The organism is Telluria sp. LT1R51-2 (assembly GCF_059685775.1).
In genome coordinates this window covers 2,883,937-2,903,928 of sequence record NZ_JCASIM010000001.1, presented here as the reverse complement: position 1 = coordinate 2,903,928, position 19,992 = coordinate 2,883,937, and the positions used below count along the sequence as shown (strand labels likewise).

The following is a 19,992-nucleotide window of genomic DNA, read 5'->3' as shown; positions in this document are numbered from 1 at the left end:
GACATGATTTTGTTTGTTCTCGCCAGCCAGGTGCAGCATGAGAAAAATGGTCATTCCACCCCTCGGGTCCGTCAAGCGGCGTCGGTATGTCGAATTCGCCATGCTGGCGAGCGCACTCCTATTGCTCGGCGCCAGCCTCGCGTACCTGCATCTGACCGAGGTAGCGCGCGTCGAAAGCAACGAGCGGGCCCGGCTGCTGTCGCTCACCACGCTGTTGGCCAGCAACATCCAGACCGATCTCGAGGCCACCAATGTGGCGCTGGAAGGGATCGTTCGCGACTATCTGAGCGAGCCGGACGGCATCGTCGCCGATGCCGCGCTGTCCGGTCGCCTTGCCGCGCTGGTCGGTGCGATGCCCGGGCTGCGCGCGATGATGGTCTTCGACCGCGACGGCCAAGTGCGTGCTGCGAGCCACCAGGATCTGTATGGGCGCGATTTTTCCCGGCGCGACTATGTGACAGCAGTGCGCAGCGCGCCCAGCAGCCGCACGCTGTACGTGGCCGAGCCATTCCGCTCGATCCGCGGCGACCAGGTGGTGACGGTGGCGCGCATGGTGCCGGACGCCACCGGCAGGTTTGCGGGCCTCGTGCTCGCCACCCTCGACCCCGAATATTTCACCGGCCAGTTTCGTACCGCGATGTATGCGCCCGACGTCTGGGCACTGGTGATCCACGGCCGCGGCCGGCAATTACTCAACTATCCGCGAAAGGGGAACATCGACGGTACCAACCTGGCGCGGCCAGGCACATTCTTCCAGCGCCACCGCAGCAGCGGCACGGTGGCAGGCATACTCGAAGGCAAGGTCTACACCACGGGCGAGCAGCGGGTCATGGCGATGGTCACAATCGCGCCGGCGGCGCTGGCGATGGACTATCCACTCGTGATCGGCTTGAGCCGCGACGTGACTGCGGTCGCTGCACCGCTGCGGCGCCAGGGACTGACGCTGGCCGTGCTGTTTATCGTGCTGGCAACGGGCGCCTGCGCGGCGCTGGCGGTCCTGCAGCGCAAGGGGGCGCAGTGGGCACGCCAGGATACCGAGCAGGCGCGGGCGCGCGTCGCCATGCAGGGCGTGTATGACAGCGAAGCGCGTTTTCGCACGCTGATCGAAGACGCGCCGCTGGCCATTGCCATCCTGCGCCACGGCCGCTTCATCTATTCCAACCCGCGCTACCGGGCCTTGCATGGCTATGCGGCAACGGACGATCTGACCGGGCTGCGCTGGCGCGCGATGATTGCTTCACAGTCGCTGGACGACCTGGCGCGGCAAGAGGCCCTGATCGAGGCCGACACCCCGACCGAGCAGCATTTCGAGGCCATCGGCCTGGGCAAGTGGGGCTACAACGTGCCGGTCTACAAGACCACCGCCCAGGTGAAGCTGGCGGATGGCCCGGCAACGCTGGTCTTCGCGCAGGATATTTCGGCGCAAAAAAGCGCCGAGGCCGAAATGCAGCTGGCCCGTGATGCGGCCGAAACGGCCAGCCGCAGCAAGGCCGAGTTCCTGGCCAATATGAGCCACGAGATCCGCTCGCCACTTAACGCCGTGCTCGGTTTCGCCTATCTGCTCGAGCAGCGCGCGATCGACGCCGACGCGCGCAGCATGGTGCGTAATATCCGCGTGTCCGGCCAGTCCCTGCTGGCCATCGTCAATGACATCCTCGATGTGTCGAAAATCGAGGCCGGGCACATGCTGATCGAGACTGCGCCGTTCTGCCTGGCCGAGTTGCTGGACAAGGTTGCCATCAGCATGCGCATCGGCGCTGCCGACAAGGATCTGCAACTGATCGTCGACACGCCGCCTGACGGTGTCGGCGTTCTGCTGGGGGACGCGTTGCGGCTCGAGCAGGTGCTGCTCAACCTGACCGGCAACGCCGTCAAGTTCACACCAAACGGCCAGGTCGCGCTGCGCTGCACCTTGTTGCGGCGCGACGGCGATGCGCTGGTGCTGCAGTTCAGCGTGCAGGACACCGGTATCGGCATCGACCCCGCCGCCCAGGAGGCAATCTTTTCGCCGTTCACCCAGGCCGACAGCTCCACCACGCGGCGCTTCGGCGGTACCGGCCTGGGGCTGACCATCTGCCGCCAGCTGGTCGCGCTGATGGGCGGCGCGCTGGTCGTCGACAGCGCGCCCGGGCGCGGCAGCGTGTTCAGCTTCAGCCTGCCGTTGCAGGCATCCACCGAGGTCGATGCCACGCCCGTCTGCGCGACCGATGCTCCCCAGGAGCAAGTCCTGCGCGACGTGTGCGTGCTGGTCGTCGACGACAGCGACATCAACCGCGAAGTGGTCCAGCGCATCCTGCGCGACCAGGGCGCCGAGACCGTCGGCGTCGGCGATGGCCGGCAGGCGCTGGACTGGCTGCTGGCGCATCCGGAGCAGGCCGACGTCGTGCTGATGGACGTGCAGATGCCGGTCATGGACGGCATTGAGGCCACCCGGCAGCTGCGCCGCATGCCGCAGTTCGACGACCTGCCGGTGATTGCGCTCACTGCCGGGGCGTTCAAGGAGCAGCAGGAGGCTGCGCTGGCGGCCGGCATGTGCCATGTGCTGAGCAAGCCCTTCGACGTGCCGGCGATGCTCGCGTTGATTGCGCGCTTGTGCCATGGCCAAGCCATCACGACCGGCCAGGCGCCCTCGCAGAACGACGCCGAAGCGCTCGACGTGGCCGCCGGACTTGCGCTGTGGTTGGACGGCGCGGCCTACCGCCAGTATCTGGCCCAGTTTCTCGACCTGCATGGCGACAGCGCGACGGTCATCGGCGCCAGCCTGGCTGCCGGCCGGCCGGCAGAAGCGGCGGCGCTGGCCCATAAACTGGCTGGCGTGGCCGCCAGCCTGGCCCTGCCCGCCACGCACGCTGCAGCCCATCAGGCCGAAAGCATGCTGTACGCCGCGATGCGCGATCCGGGCGCTGACGCCGCCGCAGTCGACCTGGCGCCACTGACCGAGGTGCTGGCGCAGGCGCGGCGCGCCATCGACCAGTACCTCGGACCGGCACCGGCCGTGGCGGTCCCAACCGTGGCAGCGCCACCGGAAGTGCTGCACGCGTATCTGGCCGGTTTGCTGGATGCACTCGAGGCCGACGCGCTGGAAGAGGCCGAGGCCTGTCTGGCGGCGCTGGCGCCCATGCTGGCTGCGGCGGTGCTCGATCGTGTCTGGCATCCGCTGCGCCGCTTCGATTTCCGCGCCGCCGAGGCCGCTGCGCGCTCGCTAATGGCAACCGTACCGGTGGCGGTAGCGCACTGAGCCAACGTGCTGCGGCTGCGGCTGTCTTTCAGCGGCCCGGCTGCGTCCAGCGACGCACGAGGTCCCCAAGCTGCTGCGCCGTGAATGGCTTGCTCAGATAATCGTCCATGCCGGCCGCCAGGCAGCGTTCGCGGTCGCCGTCGATGGCGCTGGCGGTCAACGCCACCACCGCCAGGCGCGGCGCGCCGGTCGCGTCTTCGCGCTGGCGCAGCTGGCGGCAGGCCTCGTAGCCGTCCAGCACCGGCATCATGCAATCCATCAGCACCAGGTCGTAGGTGCTGGTCGCCAGCGCCGCCAGCGCGACCTCGCCATTGACGGCCTCATCGACCCGGCAGCCGAGTTTTTCGAGCAGGATCCGCAGCAGTTCGCGGTTGATCTCGGTGTCCTCGACGACGAGCACGCGCGGCGAGCCTACGGCGGCGCGCAGGCCGGATGCGGTAACGGGGTCGGGCACTGGCGTCGTCGCCAGGCTGCACGGCACGAGCAGGCGGAAACAGGCGCCGGGGCCGGTGCGCGGAACCAGGTCGATACTGCCGCCCATCAGGTCCGCCAGCCGCCGGCAGATGGCCAGCCCCAGGCCGGTGCCGCCGTAGACGCGGCTGATGGTGTTGTCGGCCTGGCTGAATGGCTGGAACAGGCGCGCCTGCGCAGCTGGCTCGATGCCGATGCCGTGATCGGTGACCTGGTACAGCAGCACCCAGCCGCCGGCTGCTTCCGGATCGCGCCGCGCCAGCACGGTCAGTTCGATCGGGCCGCCGCCGGCTGGCGTGAACTTGATGGCATTGCTGAGAAGATTGCCCAGCACCTGGCCGATGCGATCGGCGTCGGCCATGACGGCGGGCGGCAGCACGCCCGGTCGCAGCACGATCGCCAGGCGTTTGCGCTCTGCGCTCATGCGGTACGAATCGACCCGCTGCGTCGCATGGCGCAGCGGGTCGAACGCCTGCGGCACCATCTCCAAATTGCCGGACTCGACCTTTGAAAAGTCGAGGATGTCGTTGATGGTACGCAGCAGCTCGAGCACGCTCTGGTGGACGGTGCGCGCATACCGGTCCAGTGGGGCCGCCAGGCCGGCGCCCAGCAGCAACTCGGACATGCCGACGATCCCGTTCATCGGCGTGCGGATCTCGTGGCTCATCATCGCCAGGAACCGTGACTTGGCCTGATTGGCGGCTTCGGCCTGGGCTTTCAGCGCCAGCGCCTCGATGGCATCGCGCTCGCGCTGGCGTACGATGCGCAGGACCGTGGCAAACGCCAGGGCCACGCCGATCATGCCGGTCAACGCAATCGCGCCCAGCGGGCGCAGATTGCGCCACCAATGGCTCGTCAACAGCGCTTCGGGCACGGACGCTTCGATGATCAACGGGTAGTTGCGAACCGGCCGCTGCGCCACCATGCGCGGCGCAGCAGCGCTTGAGCCGGTGTCGTGCAACTGGCCGAGCATGGCGTCACGCTGCGGCCACGAGGCCAGCACGACCCGGTCGCTCGACAACAGCGAGATCGCTGCCTCCTGGCCCGGGCTGACGGAATGGAAGAAGTCGTTGAACGATGCGCACGAAATGCCGACCACCGCCACGCCGGCGAAGCGACCATCCGGCGTCTCGCGACGGCGGCTCAGGTAAAACGTCCAGGCGCCGTTGACCTTGTTGCGCACCGGCCGGCTGATGTGATGGGCGGTGCCGCGGTGTGCCCGGTGGTAAGCGAAGTAATCGCGCTCGGACAGGTTGATGACCGGGGCTGGCCAGGCGCGGGTGGAATTGAGCATCGCACCATCCGCGCCGATGATGCTGGCAACTGCGGCCTGGGGAAGGCCACTGATCTTGTCGGTCATGGTGCGAAAGAGGGCTTCCCCGCCCATGGCCGGATCGTCGTTCTCGGCCGGCAACGCCGCAATGATGCTGTCGAGCGCGAGGCTGGACGAGGCCATCGACTGCGCCGTGCTTTCGGCCAGCACCAGTGTCAGGTTGTCGAGGTCGCTCGCCCAGTCGTCGAACTCGCGAGCGCGCAACACCCATGCCGAGCTGACCAGCCCGAGCGTGAGCAGCAGCACAAGAGCCGCGCAGATCATGCCACTGGTGCTGCGCGTGTCCAGTTGCTGCAAGCGGTGCCACCATGGCACGCCGTTCATCGATGTGTCCGCGATCACCCATGCCCCCGTCGGTTTTGGTCGGCACGAGAAGTATAGGGTAAAACCTTTAAATCCGTTAATTTAATTTAATAAATTGTATTTAACGAATTTGTTGATTGGGCATGGCGTGTCCGTTACGCTGGCCTCAGGTTGCGGGAGCGTTGCGCGAGATTGGCACGCAGGTACCCGCGCAATTCGTCGTAGTTGATCGGTTTGGGGAAAAACACCACGCCCGCCGGTACGCCACCACGCGCTGCCAGCTCGTCGGCAGGCAGCCCGGACAGGATGGCGATGCTGACGTCGGCCAGCTCCGGGTCGGTCATGACGGTGCGGATAACTTCAAAGCCATCGATGCCATCCATGACGATGTCTGCGAGCAGGATGTCGGGCGGACGGCGGGCAATCTCCAGCAGCGCCTGGTAGCCGTTTTCACAGAAGATGAACTCTGCCGGCAGATCCCAGCCGCCGAACTGGCGCTGGTACAAGGCGCGCTGGATGGCGTTGTCCTCGATCACGAGAATGGTCGCGCGGCCGCCGCCTTCGCGCGGTGTGCTACCGGCCAGCTTGTGCTTGTAGTCGAGGATGGATTTGAGCGGAATCCGGCGGTGCCCGCCCTGGGTTTTCCAGGCCTCCAGCACACCCGTTTCGGCCAGTTGCTGCACCAGCGATACCGATACGCCGAGCATGTGGGCGGCAACCTGCGTGGTACACACCTCGTCGGACATCACTGCACTTTTCTTCGTTGCCACCAGAACCACTCCCCGCCAATCTCGCCATCAATGAGAATTCACTGAATTCGTTTTAATTGCTCGTATTGTATCGTACCCCTGGATCACAGATCAGCACGCTATTGCGTCGGCCGGCTGGCAGCGTTTGTAGAAAAACGTCGTTGCGCACAGCGGGCCATCGGGAAGGCGCGCGAAATCCGGTATCACTCCGGCACGTTGCCATCCCGACCGTTCGTACAGGCGCTCGGCGACCGCGTCGGCGGTGTCCAGAACGAGCACACTGCGCCCCTGGGCACGTGCTGCATCTTCGACCGCTTCCATCAGGCGCCGGCCGACGCCTGCACCGCGCGCCCGGCGCCGCACCAGCAGCTTAGCCACGTCAGCGCGATGTTGCTGGTTGTCCGGCATCGCCGTGATCAACTGGACGGTGCCAAGGATGCCGGCGCTGTCTTCGGCCACGATGAGCGTTCGTTCTGCGCGCCCCACACCGGCGGCGACGTCGTGCCAGAACTGCAGCGCCGTCGTTCGTGCGAGCGGCAGCATGAAGCTGACCGACGCGCCGCCTTCGACGCAATCGATCAGCACGTCGGCCAGTTGCTCGCTGCAGGCAAGCGCCTCGTGCTGCGAGAGCGTGCGTAGCGTAATGGCATGCTTCATGTCAGTTTCCCTGTGGTGGTGCTGCAGCCGCGCGTCGGTTGGCATCAAGTGCCCGGCGTTCCGGTGACCAGCGTCGGTCTCCCGCCATATGCGCGCCCGTCGATCGGGATATCGATGAAGAAGTTCGTTCCACGCTCGTGACTGCTGTCCAGACCGATGCTGCCGCCATGGCTTTCGGCCACTGCGCGCACGTAGGGCAGGCCGATGCCCCAGCCTTGCGGATCGCCCCGCTGCGCCAGTTCGGCGCGGCGGTACATCTGGAAGATGCATTCCTGCTCGTGTGGCGGGATCGGCGGGCCGTCGTTGTGGACCGACACCTTCAGGCGTTCGTGAAGCTGCGCCACCTTGACGGTGATCGGTGTATCCGGCGCCCCGTATTTCACGGCGTTGGACACCAGATTCTCGATCGCCCGCCTGAGGGCAGGGCGATCCCACCAGCCATTGACCGGCTGTGCATCGAGCTCGAAACGCGGTCCATGCGCGGTGCGCGCGTCGGCCAGCACCTCGGCCACGAGATCGCCCATCGCAATGTCCGTGATGGTCAGCGGAATGTTCTCGCCACTGTGAAACGCCATCGTATCGAGCAATTCGTCGACCATGCCGCTCATGCGCCGGGTATTGGCCAGCGCCTTGCCGGCCACCACGCGGATCTGGTCCAGGTCATTGCTGCGCAGGATGAGTTCAAGCGCCGTCACCGTGGCGCCCAGCGGACCGCGCATATCGTGCGTGAGCGCGGCGGCGAAGCGTTCCCGAAAACCGCTGTGCACCAGTGAGAACGCTTCGACCGCTTCCTGGATGCCGGAATCGATCGATGCGTGGATTGCATGGACTTCGCGACGATCGAGGGCAACCTGTTCGCGGTGTAGCACCTCGAAGATGGCCCAGCGGAAGATCTGGTACTCCTCGATCAGCGCACTGTGATCATACGAGGTGATGCGTGCGCGCTCGCCGCCATGTTCGGCCGCCACGGTGGTGCCGTCCACGGCGGACGCGCGCGGGTAGTCGGGACTGATGCTCTGGACGATATTGTCGTAGAACACGGGCAGCGTATCGATCAGGATCGGATGCTGCACGTGGCGCGCCTGGGCCACCTGTTCGCGCACGCGTGCCTCCCAGGTCGCGAAGACGGCCTCGCGCAAGCCCAGCATTTGCTTTGCATTGGCCGACAATTGTCCGGAAGCGCTTTGCTGGTCGGTGGCGAAACTCACTGGATGGTGTCCCTTCCCTGGCGGATATCGTATTGACGAGCGGCCATCTTACGCCGCTCCAAGAGAGCGTGCCGTCCGATTGTGGTCAGGTCGGCAGGCGCCCCGGGCCCGGTGCCAGTTCGTCGAGCAACGCCAGCAGACAAGGAATGTCCACCGGCTTGACCAGGTGCCGCGCAAAGCCGGCGGCCTGCGACGCAGCCACGTCCTGTGGCTGCCCATAGCCGCTGAGCGCCAGCATGACTGCCCCGGCCGCGCGTGGCGTGGCCCGCAGCCGCTGCGCGAGCTGGTAGCCGTCCATGTCGGGCAGGCCGATATCGAGCAGGCAGACATCGAACGCCTCGGCTTCGGCCCGCACCAGCGCGCCATGGGGCGATTCCTCGACCTGCACCGTGTGGCCCACGGCCGCAAGCACCATGCCCAGCGACTCGGCGGCGTCGCGGTTGTCGTCGACGATCATGATGCGCAGCGCCGTGTGCGAAGCCAGCGCGCTGTCGTCGTGCGTGGCGGCGGCGGGACCGGCCCCGCCCGGGCCCAGCGGCAAGGTGACGGCAAAGCAGCTGCCGCGGCCGGGGCCGTCGCTGTGCGCCTCGACCCTGCCGCCATGCAGCGTCACCATGCTGCGCACCAGGGCCAGTCCCAGGCCCAGCCCGCCCTGTGCCCGGTCGGGCGTGCGCCGGGCTTGGGTGAACAGCTCGAAGATGTCGGGCAGCAGGCTGGCCTCGATACCGATCCCGTTGTCCCTGACCGACAGGGTCACGCAGCCGGTAGCAGCGTCGGCTTCGGCAAACACGGTGATTTCGCCGCCATCCGGCGTGTACTTGGCCGCGTTGCCCAGCAGGTTGGTCATCACCTGTACCAGCCGCTTGCGGTCGCCCGTGACAGTGACGTTGGCCGCACCCAGGCGCGTGGCGAGCGTGTGGCCTTTTTTTTCGATGAGCGGGCGTGCCTGCTCGATGGCGCTATGGATCACGGTCTTCAGATCGACCGGCAGGCGCTCGAGTTCGACCAGGCCGCGCGTGACGCGCGAGACGTCGAGCAGATCGTCCACCAGCTCGACCATGTGCCGCACCTGGCGGCCGATCACGTCGGCCGCATGCGCGGTGCGTTTCGGATCGAGGTTAGAGAGCTTGAGCATCTGGGCAGCGGTGCTGATCGGGGCCAGCGGATTGCGAAGCTCATGCGCGAGCATCGCCAGGAACTCATCCTTGCGGGCATTGGCGGCCTTGAGCTCTTCGGCGGCCAGCCGGTGGTCGTGCATGTCGGTGACCGTGCCCATCCAGCGGATGATGGCGCCGGTCTCGTCGCGCACCGGCAGGGCGCGGTTGAGCACCCAGCGGTAGTCGCCGCTGTGGTGGCGCAGCCGGTGCTCGATCTCGAACAGCGCGCCGCTGGCCAGGCTGGCCATCCACTGCGTCCGCAGCGCCGACAAGTCGTCGGGATGGATGGCGCGGGTCCAGCCACTGCCGGCCAGCGCCTGGCTCGACATCCCCGTGAATTCGCACCAGCGCCCGTTTGCATAATCATTGGTGCCATCAGGCAGGCCCGACCACACCATCTGCGGCATCGCTTCGGTCATCGTGCGGAACTTACCTTCGCTCTCGCGCAGCGCGCGCTGGACCTGCACTTGCGCCGTCAGGTCCATTGACGCCGCCACGGCGCCGGTGATGTTGCCGGCGTCGTCGCGAATCGGCGCGGCCCGGGTGAGCAGGGTATGCCGCTCATGCGGCCGGCCAAATGGTTCGATCTCGACAAAGTCGGCGTCGACCTGCTCGCCGCGCAGCGCGCGTACCAGCGACCAGTCGCGGGCCTGCACCAGCTGACCGTGACGTGCCGAACCATCGGCCCACCAGCCACGCCAGTCGGCGTAACCTTCGGTGCTGGTGGTCATCGGGTACTCCCCCCACAGGACGTGCATCATCGGGTTGGCCGACGAGAGCGCGCCCTGGGCGTCGGCATAGACGATGCCCACGGGTGCCGAACTGAGCAGCGCATCAAGACGCCGCCGGTCGGCCTCGGCCTGGGCAAGGGCGGCGCGCGCGGCCGCTTCGCTCGCCTGCAGGGCGCGCTCGGCGTTCTTCTGGTTGCTGATGTCGGTAAACAGCAGCGCCACGCGGCGCCGGGTCGGGTGCGCGATGCGGCTGGCGTAGACGGTGAACCAGCGCCCCATTGCTTCCGAGCCTTGCTCGAAGCGGCGTGGCACGCCGCTGCGCGCGATATCGTCATAGATGTCGACCCAGCTCTGTTCGATGCCGGGCACCAGCGCGCGCGCCGTCTGGCCGATACTGTCGACCAGGCCCGTGTGGCGGGCAAACGCGGGGTTGGCTTCGACGAACAGGTAATCGACTGCCTTGCCGTTGGCATCGTCGATCATCTCGATCATGCCGAACCCTTCGTCCATCGTGTCGAACAGCGCGTGGTGGGTCTGTTCGAGGCGCTGGCGCAGCAGGTGACTGTGCGTGACGTCGTTGACGATGGCGAGCACGCCGCGCACGCCGCCTTCGTCCTCGATCGGGCTGTAGCCGTAGGTCCACCAGAGGTCTTCGCGCCGGCCATGGCGGGTAAGGGGGATCAGCCGGTCGTCATGCCAGGCGGCGGGACCGCCAGTCATGATGCGCTCGATCTCGGGGCCGATCAGGTCCCAGGCTTCCGCCCAGCAATCCCGGCCGGGCTGGCCCAGCGCGGACGGATGGCGTTCCGGACCGAGGGTCTGGCGGTAGCTGTCGTTGTAGAACTGGATCAGTTCGTCGCCCCACCAGATGAACATCGGGTGATTGCTCGACAAGACGACCCGGACCATGGTCTTGAGCGCCATGGGCCAGGTATCCGGCAGCCCCAGCGGGGTAGCTTGCCAGTCGTGGGCGCGCATGAGGGCGCCCATCTCGCCGCCGCCGGCCAAAAAACTGAAGGGTGAATTCAAGGGGTTCGATGGTGGGATGGTCGAACGTTCAAGATACGGGCTGGCTGCGCAATGCGCAATGCCAATGGCGTGCGGCAATCATGTGTTGCGTTGCAGGCGCAGCAGCAACCAGGCCGCGACCGTGGTGAAGGTCGCGATCAGGCCACAGACGATCCAGAATCCATGGCTGTTTTCCGCCAGCGGCACACCCCCCACGTTCATGCCGAGCAGGCCCGCGATCAGGTTGATCGGCAGCGCCATCACCGTCACGATCGTGAGCAGGTACAGGCTGCGCGCATTGTCTTCGTTGACGCGCGCGGCGATTTCTTCCTGCAGCAGCTTGATGCGTTCCTGCAGCGCGGCCAGGTCGCTCAGCACCACGGTGAATTCTTCAGTGGCCTGGCGCAGGTCTTGCCGGTCGTCGCCATCGACCCAGACCGGCGGGCGCTGGAGTAGCCGGAACAGCGCCGCCGGTTCCGGCGCCAGCAGGCGTTGCAGCCGCACCAGCACACGCCGCAATGCCCCCAGTTCTTCGCGCTGGCGTGTCAGGCGTCCGGCCAGCAGCCGGTCTTCGATGGTGTCGACGCGCGTTACCGCATCGCGCACGATGTTGACCAGCACATCGGCCTGGTCGCGCAGCAGGTGCACCAGCAACTCGCTCGACGAGCGCAGCGGCGCACCTTCCAGCACGTCCTGGCGCAGGCGCTCGATCGAGGCCAGCGGCTTGCGGCGCGCACTGATGACGGCGTGCGGCGTGACGTGGGCCCACAAGGTCGAGATCTCGGCGCTGTCGAGCGAAAAGCCGTGCAGCACGTCGTTGATGACGGCGATCAGGGCGTCATCGGCGATTTCGATGCGGGTCGAGCGCGAGCCCTGGTGCAGTGTGGCGTAGAACTCGTCGGCCAGGCCGGCGTGCTGGCGCAGCCAGCGCTCGCTGGCGGTATTCGACAGGTTGAAGTGCAGCCAGATGAACTGGTTCGGCTGCGGCGCCGCCATCCAGCGCACCGCGTCGGCCACGCCGATGGGCACCGCAGTGGGTGCGGCGGCAGCCTCGGGATCGATCAGGAAACCCCACACCAGGCCCGAATTGTCTGAGCCGTAATTGAAGCTGGATGCCGCCATTTCCCGTCCAGGTTGAATCAACGATGGGCAATTGTAGAGCCATCCACGCGCGCCATGTGCAGGATCAGGTGCGATGTCGGCACGCTAGCGCGATGTCATCAAGCTGAAATGTAGCGCCGCTAAGATCGGTGCTGTGTCTCTCTCTCGCGTGATCCCCGACGGATTTCGCGTTATTCCGTCGGCGGCAATGCCGACGGATTTTTTGTGCTCGCGCCCCACGAAAGAAATCAGATGCAAACATCACAGATTGATCGCCGCTATGTCGGCCTGCCGTACATGCAATCCAATCCGTACGCGGATGCCACCCACATCGTGCGCCAGGGTATGCAGATCCAGGCCAGCCTGGGCACGCTCAGCGCTGTCGAATTTCTCAAGCAGCATGGCGTGCAAGGCGCCGTCATCCACCGCGTGCTGATGGGTTATCACGTGCGCATGGACGACCAGGTCGCGATCGACGATCCTCGCATGTAACTGGCAGGGAGCAGCGACCGGCGACCGGCGACCGGCGCAGCCTCAGGCGGGTTCGGTCAACTCGCGCAGGATCGCGCACTGACCGGCCGTTTGCACCGAGTCGCAGCGCGCGCGCACGGTCGACAGGGCAGTGCGCAGCTGCTGCAGTTCAGCGATCTGGCGATCGATTTCAGACAGCTGGTGGTCGACCAGCGCATTGACGCCGCTGCATGAGCGCTCCGGCTGGTCCTGGTAGCCCAGCAGCGTGGCGATTTCCGCCAGCGACATCCCCAATGCCCGGCAGCGCCGGATGAAATGCAGCCGCTCGGCGTGGCTCGCATCGTAGACCCGGTAGTTCGCCTGCGAACGCACGGGCGGCGGCAACAGCCCCTTCAGTTCATAGAACCGCACCGTTTCGGCCTGACACCCGGTCAGCTTCGCCAGTTCACCAATTCGCATTCTCGTTCACCTTGACGTTGACGTTGACGTTGACATAGACGTTGACCTTGTAGTTACTACAGGGATTCTAATGCATCCATTGTTTTTGGAGGTGCATATGTCGTCATGCTGTTCCGGATCGTGCAGTTCTGCCACGCCGCCGCCCGACGGGCGCTATCGCAAAGTGCTGTGGGCCGCCCTTGTGATCAACTTCGTGATGTTTGGCGTCGAGATCGTCAGCAGCCTGGCCGCCGGCTCGGTGGCGCTGCTGGCCGACTCGGTCGATTTTCTGGGCGACGCCGCCAACTACGGCGTTTCGCTGTTCGTGCTGGGCCTGGCGGTCGTATGGCGTTCGCGCGCAGCCTACGCCAAGGGTCTTGTGATGGGCGCCTTCGGGCTGCTGGTACTGGGACGGGCAGTGTGGCTCGGCACGGGGGGCCACGTGCCACAGGCGCAGACCATGGGCCTGGTCAGCGTGCTGGCGTTTGCCGCCAATGGCGCGGTGGCGGCGTTGCTGTACGCATTCAGGAACGGCGACGCGAACATGCGCTCGGTATGGCTGTGCACGCGCAACGACATGATCGGCAACGTGGCGGTGATGCTCGCTGCGCTGGGCGTGTTCGGCACCGGCGCCGGCTGGCCCGATATCGTGGTGGCGTCGATCATGGCGCTGCTTGGCCTGCATGCGGCGCGCGACATCATCCGGCAGGCACGGGGCGAATTGCAGCAAGGGGCGCTCGTTCGCATGCCGGCCCGTTAGCGCTGGTCGCCATGCCCGGCGATCAGCATGGCCGCGTGGTACAGATCGGGCGCGATGCGGGTGGGCAGCCGGCGCGGACCCAGGCGCCACTCGGTTTCGTTGCCGTTGTCGATCAGCAGCGTGCGGCAGCCGGCGCGGTTGCCGGCTTCGACGTCGTGCAGGATGTCGCCGATCATCCACGATGCGCGCAGGTCGATGTCGTGCTCGTGTGCGGCGCGCAGCAACATGCCGGGTGACGGCTTGCGGCAGGTGCAGGCATGGGCGTAGTTGCTGACAGTGCCCAGCGGATGGTGCGGGCAATAGTAAAAGCCGTCGAGCGTGAGCTGCTCGCGAAACAGCAGGTCGCGCAAGCGGTCGGACATCGGGGTCATCGCGTCTTCGCCAAAGCAGCCGTGCGCGATGCCGGACTGGTTGGCGACGACAAATAACCGGTAATCGAGGCCAGAGAGCAGCCGCAGCGCGGGCCCGGCGCCGCTGACCAGGCGGATGCGGCGCGGTTCGGCAGCGAAGGGCATGTCGTCGACCAGCGTGCCGTCGTTGTCCAGGAAAATGGCTTTCATGCGGGCGCCTTGCACGGTGCGGTCAGGGTCACGCGATTGGCGTCGCCCGTTACCTGCGCCGGGGCGCGCCGGCGCTGTAGCCTGGCCAGATGGGCCGTCAGCGTCTCGGCATCGCGCGGCGGCAGGACGACGGCGGTAGCCCGCCCGCGCGCCGCATCGCGCCCGCCGTCGATCGCGATGCCGGTGCCTGCCATGCGCCACGGCGTACTGACCAGCACGTCGGCCGCCGCATGCCAGTCGCGCAAACTGTTCAGCGACGCGGCGACCATGAAGCGGACATGCGCTGTCATGGCCAGCGCGCGCACCAGTTCGCGCAGTCGCGCCAGTTCTGCGTCAGCATCTGTATCAGCCATGGCATCGGCATCAGCCATGGCATCAGCATCAGCATCAGCATCCGCACCGGCGCCCACGGCAACCAGCAGCATCGCATCGATACCATGCCGCTGGCGCAGCCTGGCAACCCCCACGATCACGGTGTCGAGGCCGGCGCGTGGCGCGAGGCGACCGGCATGCAGGTGGCTGGCAAGCACGACGAAGCATGCAGGATCGATGCCCAGCCGGCGCCGCGCCAGGACGGGCCGCGGCGGGTGCGCGCCGAAAGGCGGTGCGGCGGCAGGGCAGGGTGGGGCGTGCAGCGCTGGCATGGCAAGTCTCCGCTGGTTGCGTGCCACCGCACATGGGTGGCGATGGCGAGCGGTTCGACTGCCAAGGGCGTGCACTGGTTCCAGCGGTGGCGGGCGGCTTGGCGCTGGATCAAGCGCGCCCGCATGCAAACCGGGGCGCCAATGGCGCCCCGGAATGTGTTATTGCGAACAACCTGCGCGATTACTGGCGTGAAAAGCCCGTGTCGTCGTCCATCTTGCTGTCGCCAGCGAGTTTGTTGGCGCCGCCCGGGCTGCGCGGATAGCCGCCTGCCGCATCGTTCGATTCATGCACCGGGTTCGGTTCGGCGTTCATGCTGCCGCCCGTCTGGTAACCCTCGCCCTCGGTGCGCGGGCCACTGTTGCCGCCGCTGCGTGGCAGGCCACCGGCCAGATCGTTGGATTGGTGGAAGCGGTCGGCCGGCACTTCGCGGGGAGTTTCGCCCGTCTGCGTTCCGTTGCGATCAGTGCTTTCCTGGATCTTGCTGGAGCTGGCGTCCTGGGTATCGGCGCGATTGTCGCCGTTGGCATTGTCCACGCTCTGGCGGTTGCCATAGATGTCGCCATGTTGCACGCCGGGCACGCCGGCTTCGGTGCCGCGTGCATTACGATCTTCGGTACCGGTGCCAGGGACGATGCCGGTATCCACGCCCGTGCCAACCGTCGTGCCGCCGGCATGCGCTGGCTGGACCGACGCCGGTGCGTTCGGGTTATCGACAGTGCGCGTCTCGCCCTGGCGATTGCCCACGGGTTCGTTCAACTGACCCCATTCGCCGGAATGCGCTTCCATTGCACGCTGGTGGCTGTCGGTCGTGCCTTGCTGCGCGCCGGTCGTGGCCAGCTGGCCCTCTGCCGCGCCCGGGCGATCGGTTTGCGCCATGCCGGTGCCGGATGGTTCACGTTGCTCGGTGGCGCCGTCACGCGTTGCGCCCTTGGCGTTCGCATTCCACTTTTCGTTGGCGCCGTTATTGGTCTGGTTATTCACTTCGCTACGTTGGTTTGCATCCATGTCGGTCTCCTGTGTATTGGTGAACTGCCAGGTCGATGCCTGCCGCATGGGTCCATCATGCGCGCACCCGGGGGCGCACAGAATAGGAGCACGTAGGGGGTGTATGTAGGACTGTTCCTGAGCCGAAGAATGAATGGCAGAAATTTAATTTCGTAACTGCACTAATTCTCGCGCGTTGTCCTACAAAGTCATCTGGACTACTCCTATAGCAGCTTCCAAAAGGCGTGCCTACTATGGATTTGGGCTCATCGTCGCCGCCATTCTGGCGTCGGCAGGCCTCAAGCCTGCCGCAGGACGCGGCGGTTTCCAATCGTGGATATGGGAGAAACCTCATCATGGCCTCAAGCAATCAGGGTAACAAGCAATCAGGCACGGCGGGTAACAGTCAAAGTGCCAGCGGCACGCGTAATCGCGGCTTTGCATCGATGGATCCTGCACGCCAGCGTGAAATCGCCAGCCAGGGCGGCAAGGCCGCACACGCAAAGGGAACGGCGCACGAATTCACGTCCGAAGAAGCCCGCCGCGCAGGCAGCCTGAGCCACGGTAATCGCCAGTCAGCAAGCGCCGCCGACATGGTAAGCAGCGCGGTCAAGAGCGGTAACCGCCAGAGCGCAGGGAGCGGTAGCCGCAGCGGTGGCGCCAAGGAATAAGCGCGCTGTCGCCAACAGCGCGCCGGCACAGCAATTCACGGGGAGCGTCATGCTCCCCGTTTTGCTGTCCAGCGGTGCAAACTGCCCAAAAGGCCGGGGGGATGCGGTAGAATCGCAGCGCCTTTTTCAACCTTCCCCCGAGGATCAACGTCGTGAAACCAGCGGTCATTCGTCAAGTCAAGAGCCTGTCCATGTCCTGCGACCGGGTTGGTAACCTGTTGCTAACCAAGTTCTCCACCATCGGTGCGAGCGATGTCGCCGTGCATATCCCGGCCAATGTCGTGTTCTGGCTGCTCAAGCATCTGCCGGCCAACAAGGATCCGCAGCTCAAGGCGCCCCCCGCCGGCCCCGTGATCGGTGAGGCCGACTGGCAGAATCCGAACACGCCGCGCGTCCAGTACGTCAATTGCAAAGAGCTGCCAGGCATGATCCGCATGACCTTTGCCCTCGAGACCAAGCCGGACCTGACGGTCGTGCTCGATCGCGGCAATGTCGAGTTGATGCGCCAGATCATGGCGATGTATACGAAGGATCTGATTGACCTCGACGCGCAGTAAATACTGTTCGTCCGCGCCTCTCGCCGGGCTCGCGTCCGGCGCTTTGTCACCCTGCGCCGCCTTCCACGGCGGGCCATGAAAGGATCACCATGTCCATCAAGATCAGCACGATGTTCGACGCCGGATCGATCGATGTCGTCAACGCCGAGCATCCGTCCCGGATCGACCTGAACCTGCGCGCCGACTCGCACGCCGACATCCACCAGTGGTTCCATTTTCGCCTGCAGGGTGCGCGCGACCAGGCCGTGACGATGCGCTTCTTGAACGCGGGCCAGGCCACGTATCCGAAGGGGTTCGAGGATTACCAGGCAGTGGCCAGCTATGACCTCGACAACTGGTTCCGCGTGCCGACCACGTTCGATGGCCAGGTGATGACGATCGAGCACACGCCGGAAACGGACAGCGTGTATTACGCGTACTTCGAGCCGTACAGCTGGGAACGCCACCTGCGCCTGCTGGGCGAAGTGGCCGACAACCCGATCGCACGCGTGGTCGACCTCGGCAGCACGGTCGAAGGGCGCGACATGAACCTGGTGGTGATCGGCAATCCGCAGGCCGAAAAGAAGATCTGGGTCATCGCGCGTCAGCACCCGGGCGAATCGATGGCCGAGTGGTTCGTCGAAGGCATGATGGATGCGTTGCTCGACAGCGCCAACCCGGTGGCGCGCACGCTGCTGCAGCGCGCCGTGTTCTACATCGTGCCGAACATGAACCCGGACGGCTCGGTGCGCGGCAACCTGCGCACGAATGCCGCCGGCGCCAATCTGAACCGCGAATGGATGAACCCGTCGCTCGAGCGCAGCCCCGAGGTACTGTGCGTCAAGCGCAAGATCGAAGAAGTCGGCATCGACATGTTCTTCGACATCCATGGCGACGAAGCGCTGCCGTACAACTTCGTGGCCGGCTGCGAAATGCTGGCTGATTTCACGGCCGAGCGCGCCATGGAGCAAACCGCCTTCATCGACCGCTACATCGCCTGCAGCCCGGATTTCCAGAAAGAATTCGGCTACGCCGCCAGCAAGTACAACGACGAACTGCTCACGCTGGCGTCGAAGTACGTCGGCCACCACTACAAATGCCTGTCCCTGACGCTGGAGATGCCGTTCAAGGACAACGCCAACCTGCCCGACGCGCACACCGGCTGGAACGGCGCGCGCAGCGCAGGCCTGGGCGCCGCCATGCTGCAACCGATCCTGCAAGGGCTGGGCTGACCCGATGGGCATCGAGATCGAACGCAAGTTTCTGCTGGCAGGCGATGGCTGGCGCACGCTGGGCACGGCCACGCTGCTGCGCCAGGGCTATCTGTGCGCCGACCCGACGCGCACGGTGCGCGTACGCATCGAGGGCGAGCAGGGCGTGCTGACCATCAAGAGCAAGAGCGAAGGCGCTTCGCGCGGTGAGTGGGAGTATCCGATCCCGCTGCTTGAAGCCGCCGAACTGCTCGAGCGCCTGTGCGAGCGGCCCCTGGTCGAAAAGACCCGGCGCCGCATCGAGCATGCCGGTTTTACCTGGGAAGTTGATGAATTTCTGGGCGAGAACGCGGGCCTGGTCGTGGCCGAGATCGAACTCCCGGCCGAAGACGCCGTGTTTGACAAGCCCGACTGGATCGGCCAGGAAGTCACTGGTGACAAGCGTTATTACAATTCAAGCCTGATCAGGGCGCCGTATTCCACCTGGACCGATACCCCGACATGACCCATCGCGCGCGCCGCAGCCTCATCCAAGTTGTCATCGTTACCGCGCTGAGTCTGGCGTTTTCCGGCGCCTCGGCCGCGCCGGCCTCAGCAGTCGGGGCGGCTTACTTTCCGCCTGCCGGGGAGTGGGCGCGCAAGGACCCGGCGGCGCTCGGCATGGATCCGGTGGCGCTCGCCGCCGCCATCGCGTTCGCACAATCGCGCGAGACCGAGCGGCCGCTCGACCTGTCCGACCAGGAAGCCATTTTCGGCACGCGTCTGGGCTCGATGCCGACCAAACGCGCCGCGACCAACGGTGTGGTGATTTACAAGGGCTATGTCGTGGCCGAGTTTGGCGACACGCGCTTTGTCGATCCGACCTACTCGGTGGCCAAGAGCATGCTGGCCACCGTGGCGGGCGTGGCCGTGCGGGAAGGGCGCCTGCAGGTCGATGAGCCGGTGGCGCAGCGCGTCACCGATGGCGGCTACGCGACGCCGCATAACGCGGCCGTGACCTGGAAGCAGCATCTGCAGCAAGAGTCCGAATGGGATGGCGAGCTGTGGGGCAAGCACAGCAACTTCATCGGCAAGGCCGCTTTCGGCAAGGGTGAAAAGAAACCGCGCGCCATCAAGACGCCGGGCACCTTCTACGAATACAACGACACGCGTGTGAACCGCCTGGCGCTGTCGCTGCTGCGCGTGTTCGGCCAGTCGGTGCCGGACGTGTTCCAGCAGCAGGTCATGGACCCGATCGGCGCCTCGTCGACCTGGAAATGGGTTCCGTACCACAACAGCTACGTCGAATTGAACGGCAAGCAGGTGGCCTCGGTCAGTGGCGGCACGCGCTGGGGTGGCGGCATGTGGATCGACAGCTGGGACATGGCGCGCTTCGGTTACCTGTGGCTGCGCCAGGGCAACTGGGCCGGCAAGCAGATACTTCCTCCGGCCTACGTTACGGCGGCGCTCACGCCGAGCGCGAATGGCCCGGATTACGGCTACCTGTGGTGGCTCAATACCAAGGGCAAGAACCTGCCGGGCATGCCGGCCACGACGTTTGCCGCGCTGGGCGCGGGCAGCAACGACATCGTCGTCTCGCCGGAGCACGACCTGGTCATCGTCTGGCGTTGGCACGCGGGTAACGCTGCTGAATTTGCCACACGCGTGGTGGGCGCGATCCGCAAATAGATCGTCATTCGGTAGCACATCGTACGCCTTTTCGACCTCACTCAGACCGCATCCGGACGGCATTTTGCCCCATGGCTGCATCCCCGGTTTCG

18 protein-coding genes are annotated in these 19,992 nt (G+C 65.8%); 8 read left to right on the top strand and 10 right to left on the bottom strand.

Annotation, left to right across the window (positions count from 1 at the left end; translation table 11 throughout):
• The first annotated feature begins 46 nt into the window (after positions 1-46).
• Positions 47-3,238 (top strand): ATP-binding protein, encoded by a 3,192-nt coding sequence (locus AC56LH_RS12755; RefSeq protein ID WP_499646532.1) that lies wholly within the window; start codon positions 47-49, stop codon positions 3,236-3,238.
• A gap of 28 nt (positions 3,239-3,266) precedes the next feature.
• Here the strand turns inward: AC56LH_RS12755 and AC56LH_RS12750 are convergent, their stop codons facing one another.
• The 6 genes from AC56LH_RS12750 to AC56LH_RS12725 all read right to left on the bottom strand — a co-directional run bounded on the left by AC56LH_RS12750 (position 3,267) and on the right by AC56LH_RS12725 (position 11,977).
• Positions 3,267-5,366 carry a hybrid sensor histidine kinase/response regulator gene (locus AC56LH_RS12750; protein WP_499646530.1) on the bottom strand — a complete coding sequence of 700 codons (2,100 nt, stop codon included), beginning with the start codon at positions 5,364-5,366 and terminating at the stop codon, positions 3,267-3,269.
• Between the two features lie 134 nt (positions 5,367-5,500).
• Positions 5,501-6,052, bottom strand: a complete 552-nt coding sequence (locus AC56LH_RS12745; protein WP_499648472.1) for a response regulator — start codon at positions 6,050-6,052, stop codon at positions 5,501-5,503.
• 153 nt (positions 6,053-6,205) lie between these two features.
• Positions 6,206-6,751: a GNAT family N-acetyltransferase gene (locus AC56LH_RS12740; protein ID WP_499646528.1), complete on the bottom strand. Its 546-nt coding sequence runs from the start codon at positions 6,749-6,751 to the stop codon at positions 6,206-6,208.
• 44 nt (positions 6,752-6,795) lie between these two features.
• Positions 6,796-7,959 carry a sensor histidine kinase gene (locus tag AC56LH_RS12735; RefSeq protein ID WP_499646526.1) on the bottom strand — a complete coding sequence of 388 codons (1,164 nt, stop codon included), beginning with the start codon at positions 7,957-7,959 and terminating at the stop codon, positions 6,796-6,798.
• Between the two features lie 85 nt (positions 7,960-8,044).
• Complete coding sequence (locus AC56LH_RS12730; RefSeq protein ID WP_499646524.1) at positions 8,045-10,876, bottom strand: hybrid sensor histidine kinase/response regulator; 2,832 nt, start codon at positions 10,874-10,876, stop codon at positions 8,045-8,047.
• 78 nt (positions 10,877-10,954) lie between these two features.
• Complete coding sequence (locus AC56LH_RS12725) at positions 10,955-11,977, bottom strand: transporter (protein WP_499646522.1); 1,023 nt, start codon at positions 11,975-11,977, stop codon at positions 10,955-10,957.
• Positions 11,978-12,208: 231 nt separating this feature from the next.
• Between AC56LH_RS12725 and AC56LH_RS12720 the strand changes: the two genes are divergently transcribed.
• Entirely contained in the window at positions 12,209-12,448 is a 240-nt protein-coding gene (locus AC56LH_RS12720; RefSeq protein ID WP_499646520.1) for a hypothetical protein, read from the top strand.
• A gap of 42 nt (positions 12,449-12,490) precedes the next feature.
• On the opposite strand, the gene cadR is transcribed toward AC56LH_RS12720, so the two are convergent.
• Positions 12,491-12,886, bottom strand: a complete 396-nt coding sequence (gene cadR / locus AC56LH_RS12715; protein WP_499646518.1) for a Cd(II)/Pb(II)-responsive transcriptional regulator — start codon at positions 12,884-12,886, stop codon at positions 12,491-12,493.
• A gap of 97 nt (positions 12,887-12,983) precedes the next feature.
• Here cadR and AC56LH_RS12710 point away from each other — a divergent pair, with 97 nt between their 5' ends.
• Positions 12,984-13,625: a cation efflux transmembrane domain-containing protein gene (locus AC56LH_RS12710; RefSeq protein WP_499646516.1), complete on the top strand. Its 642-nt coding sequence runs from the start codon at positions 12,984-12,986 to the stop codon at positions 13,623-13,625.
• On the opposite strand, the gene AC56LH_RS12705 is transcribed toward AC56LH_RS12710, so the two are convergent.
• The 3 genes from AC56LH_RS12705 to AC56LH_RS12695 all read right to left on the bottom strand — a co-directional run bounded on the left by AC56LH_RS12705 (position 13,622) and on the right by AC56LH_RS12695 (position 15,835).
• On the bottom strand, positions 13,622-14,185 hold the full coding sequence (locus tag AC56LH_RS12705) for a D-glycero-alpha-D-manno-heptose-1,7-bisphosphate 7-phosphatase (RefSeq protein ID WP_499646514.1): 564 nt from the start codon (positions 14,183-14,185) through the stop codon (positions 13,622-13,624). The genes AC56LH_RS12710 and AC56LH_RS12705 overlap by 4 nt on opposite strands.
• Positions 14,182-14,829 carry a glycosyltransferase family protein gene (locus AC56LH_RS12700; protein ID WP_499646512.1) on the bottom strand — a complete coding sequence of 216 codons (648 nt, stop codon included), beginning with the start codon at positions 14,827-14,829 and terminating at the stop codon, positions 14,182-14,184. The genes AC56LH_RS12705 and AC56LH_RS12700 overlap by 4 nt, the downstream gene beginning before the upstream one ends.
• A 181-nt stretch (positions 14,830-15,010) precedes the next feature.
• Positions 15,011-15,835, bottom strand: coding sequence for a hypothetical protein (locus AC56LH_RS12695; RefSeq protein ID WP_499646510.1), 825 nt, complete (start codon positions 15,833-15,835; stop codon positions 15,011-15,013).
• A gap of 335 nt (positions 15,836-16,170) precedes the next feature.
• Between AC56LH_RS12695 and AC56LH_RS12690 the strand changes: the two genes are divergently transcribed.
• The 5 genes from AC56LH_RS12690 to AC56LH_RS12670 all read left to right on the top strand — a co-directional run bounded on the left by AC56LH_RS12690 (position 16,171) and on the right by AC56LH_RS12670 (position 19,900).
• Complete coding sequence (locus tag AC56LH_RS12690; RefSeq protein WP_499646508.1) at positions 16,171-16,485, top strand: KGG domain-containing protein; 315 nt, start codon at positions 16,171-16,173, stop codon at positions 16,483-16,485.
• Positions 16,486-16,676: 191 nt separating this feature from the next.
• The gene (locus AC56LH_RS12685) at positions 16,677-17,042 is read left to right on the top strand and encodes a hypothetical protein (protein ID WP_499646506.1); all 366 of its coding nucleotides are present in this window, start codon (positions 16,677-16,679) and stop codon (positions 17,040-17,042) included.
• An 89-nt stretch (positions 17,043-17,131) separates the two neighbouring features.
• Positions 17,132-18,253, top strand: a complete 1,122-nt coding sequence (locus AC56LH_RS12680; RefSeq protein ID WP_499646504.1) for a M14 family metallopeptidase — start codon at positions 17,132-17,134, stop codon at positions 18,251-18,253.
• 4 nt (positions 18,254-18,257) lie between these two features.
• Positions 18,258-18,737, top strand: a complete 480-nt coding sequence (locus tag AC56LH_RS12675; protein ID WP_499646502.1) for a CYTH domain-containing protein — start codon at positions 18,258-18,260, stop codon at positions 18,735-18,737.
• Positions 18,734-19,900 (top strand): serine hydrolase domain-containing protein, encoded by a 1,167-nt coding sequence (locus AC56LH_RS12670; RefSeq protein ID WP_499646500.1) that lies wholly within the window; start codon positions 18,734-18,736, stop codon positions 19,898-19,900. The genes AC56LH_RS12675 and AC56LH_RS12670 overlap by 4 nt, the downstream gene beginning before the upstream one ends.
• Positions 19,901-19,992: the final 92 nt, after the last annotated feature.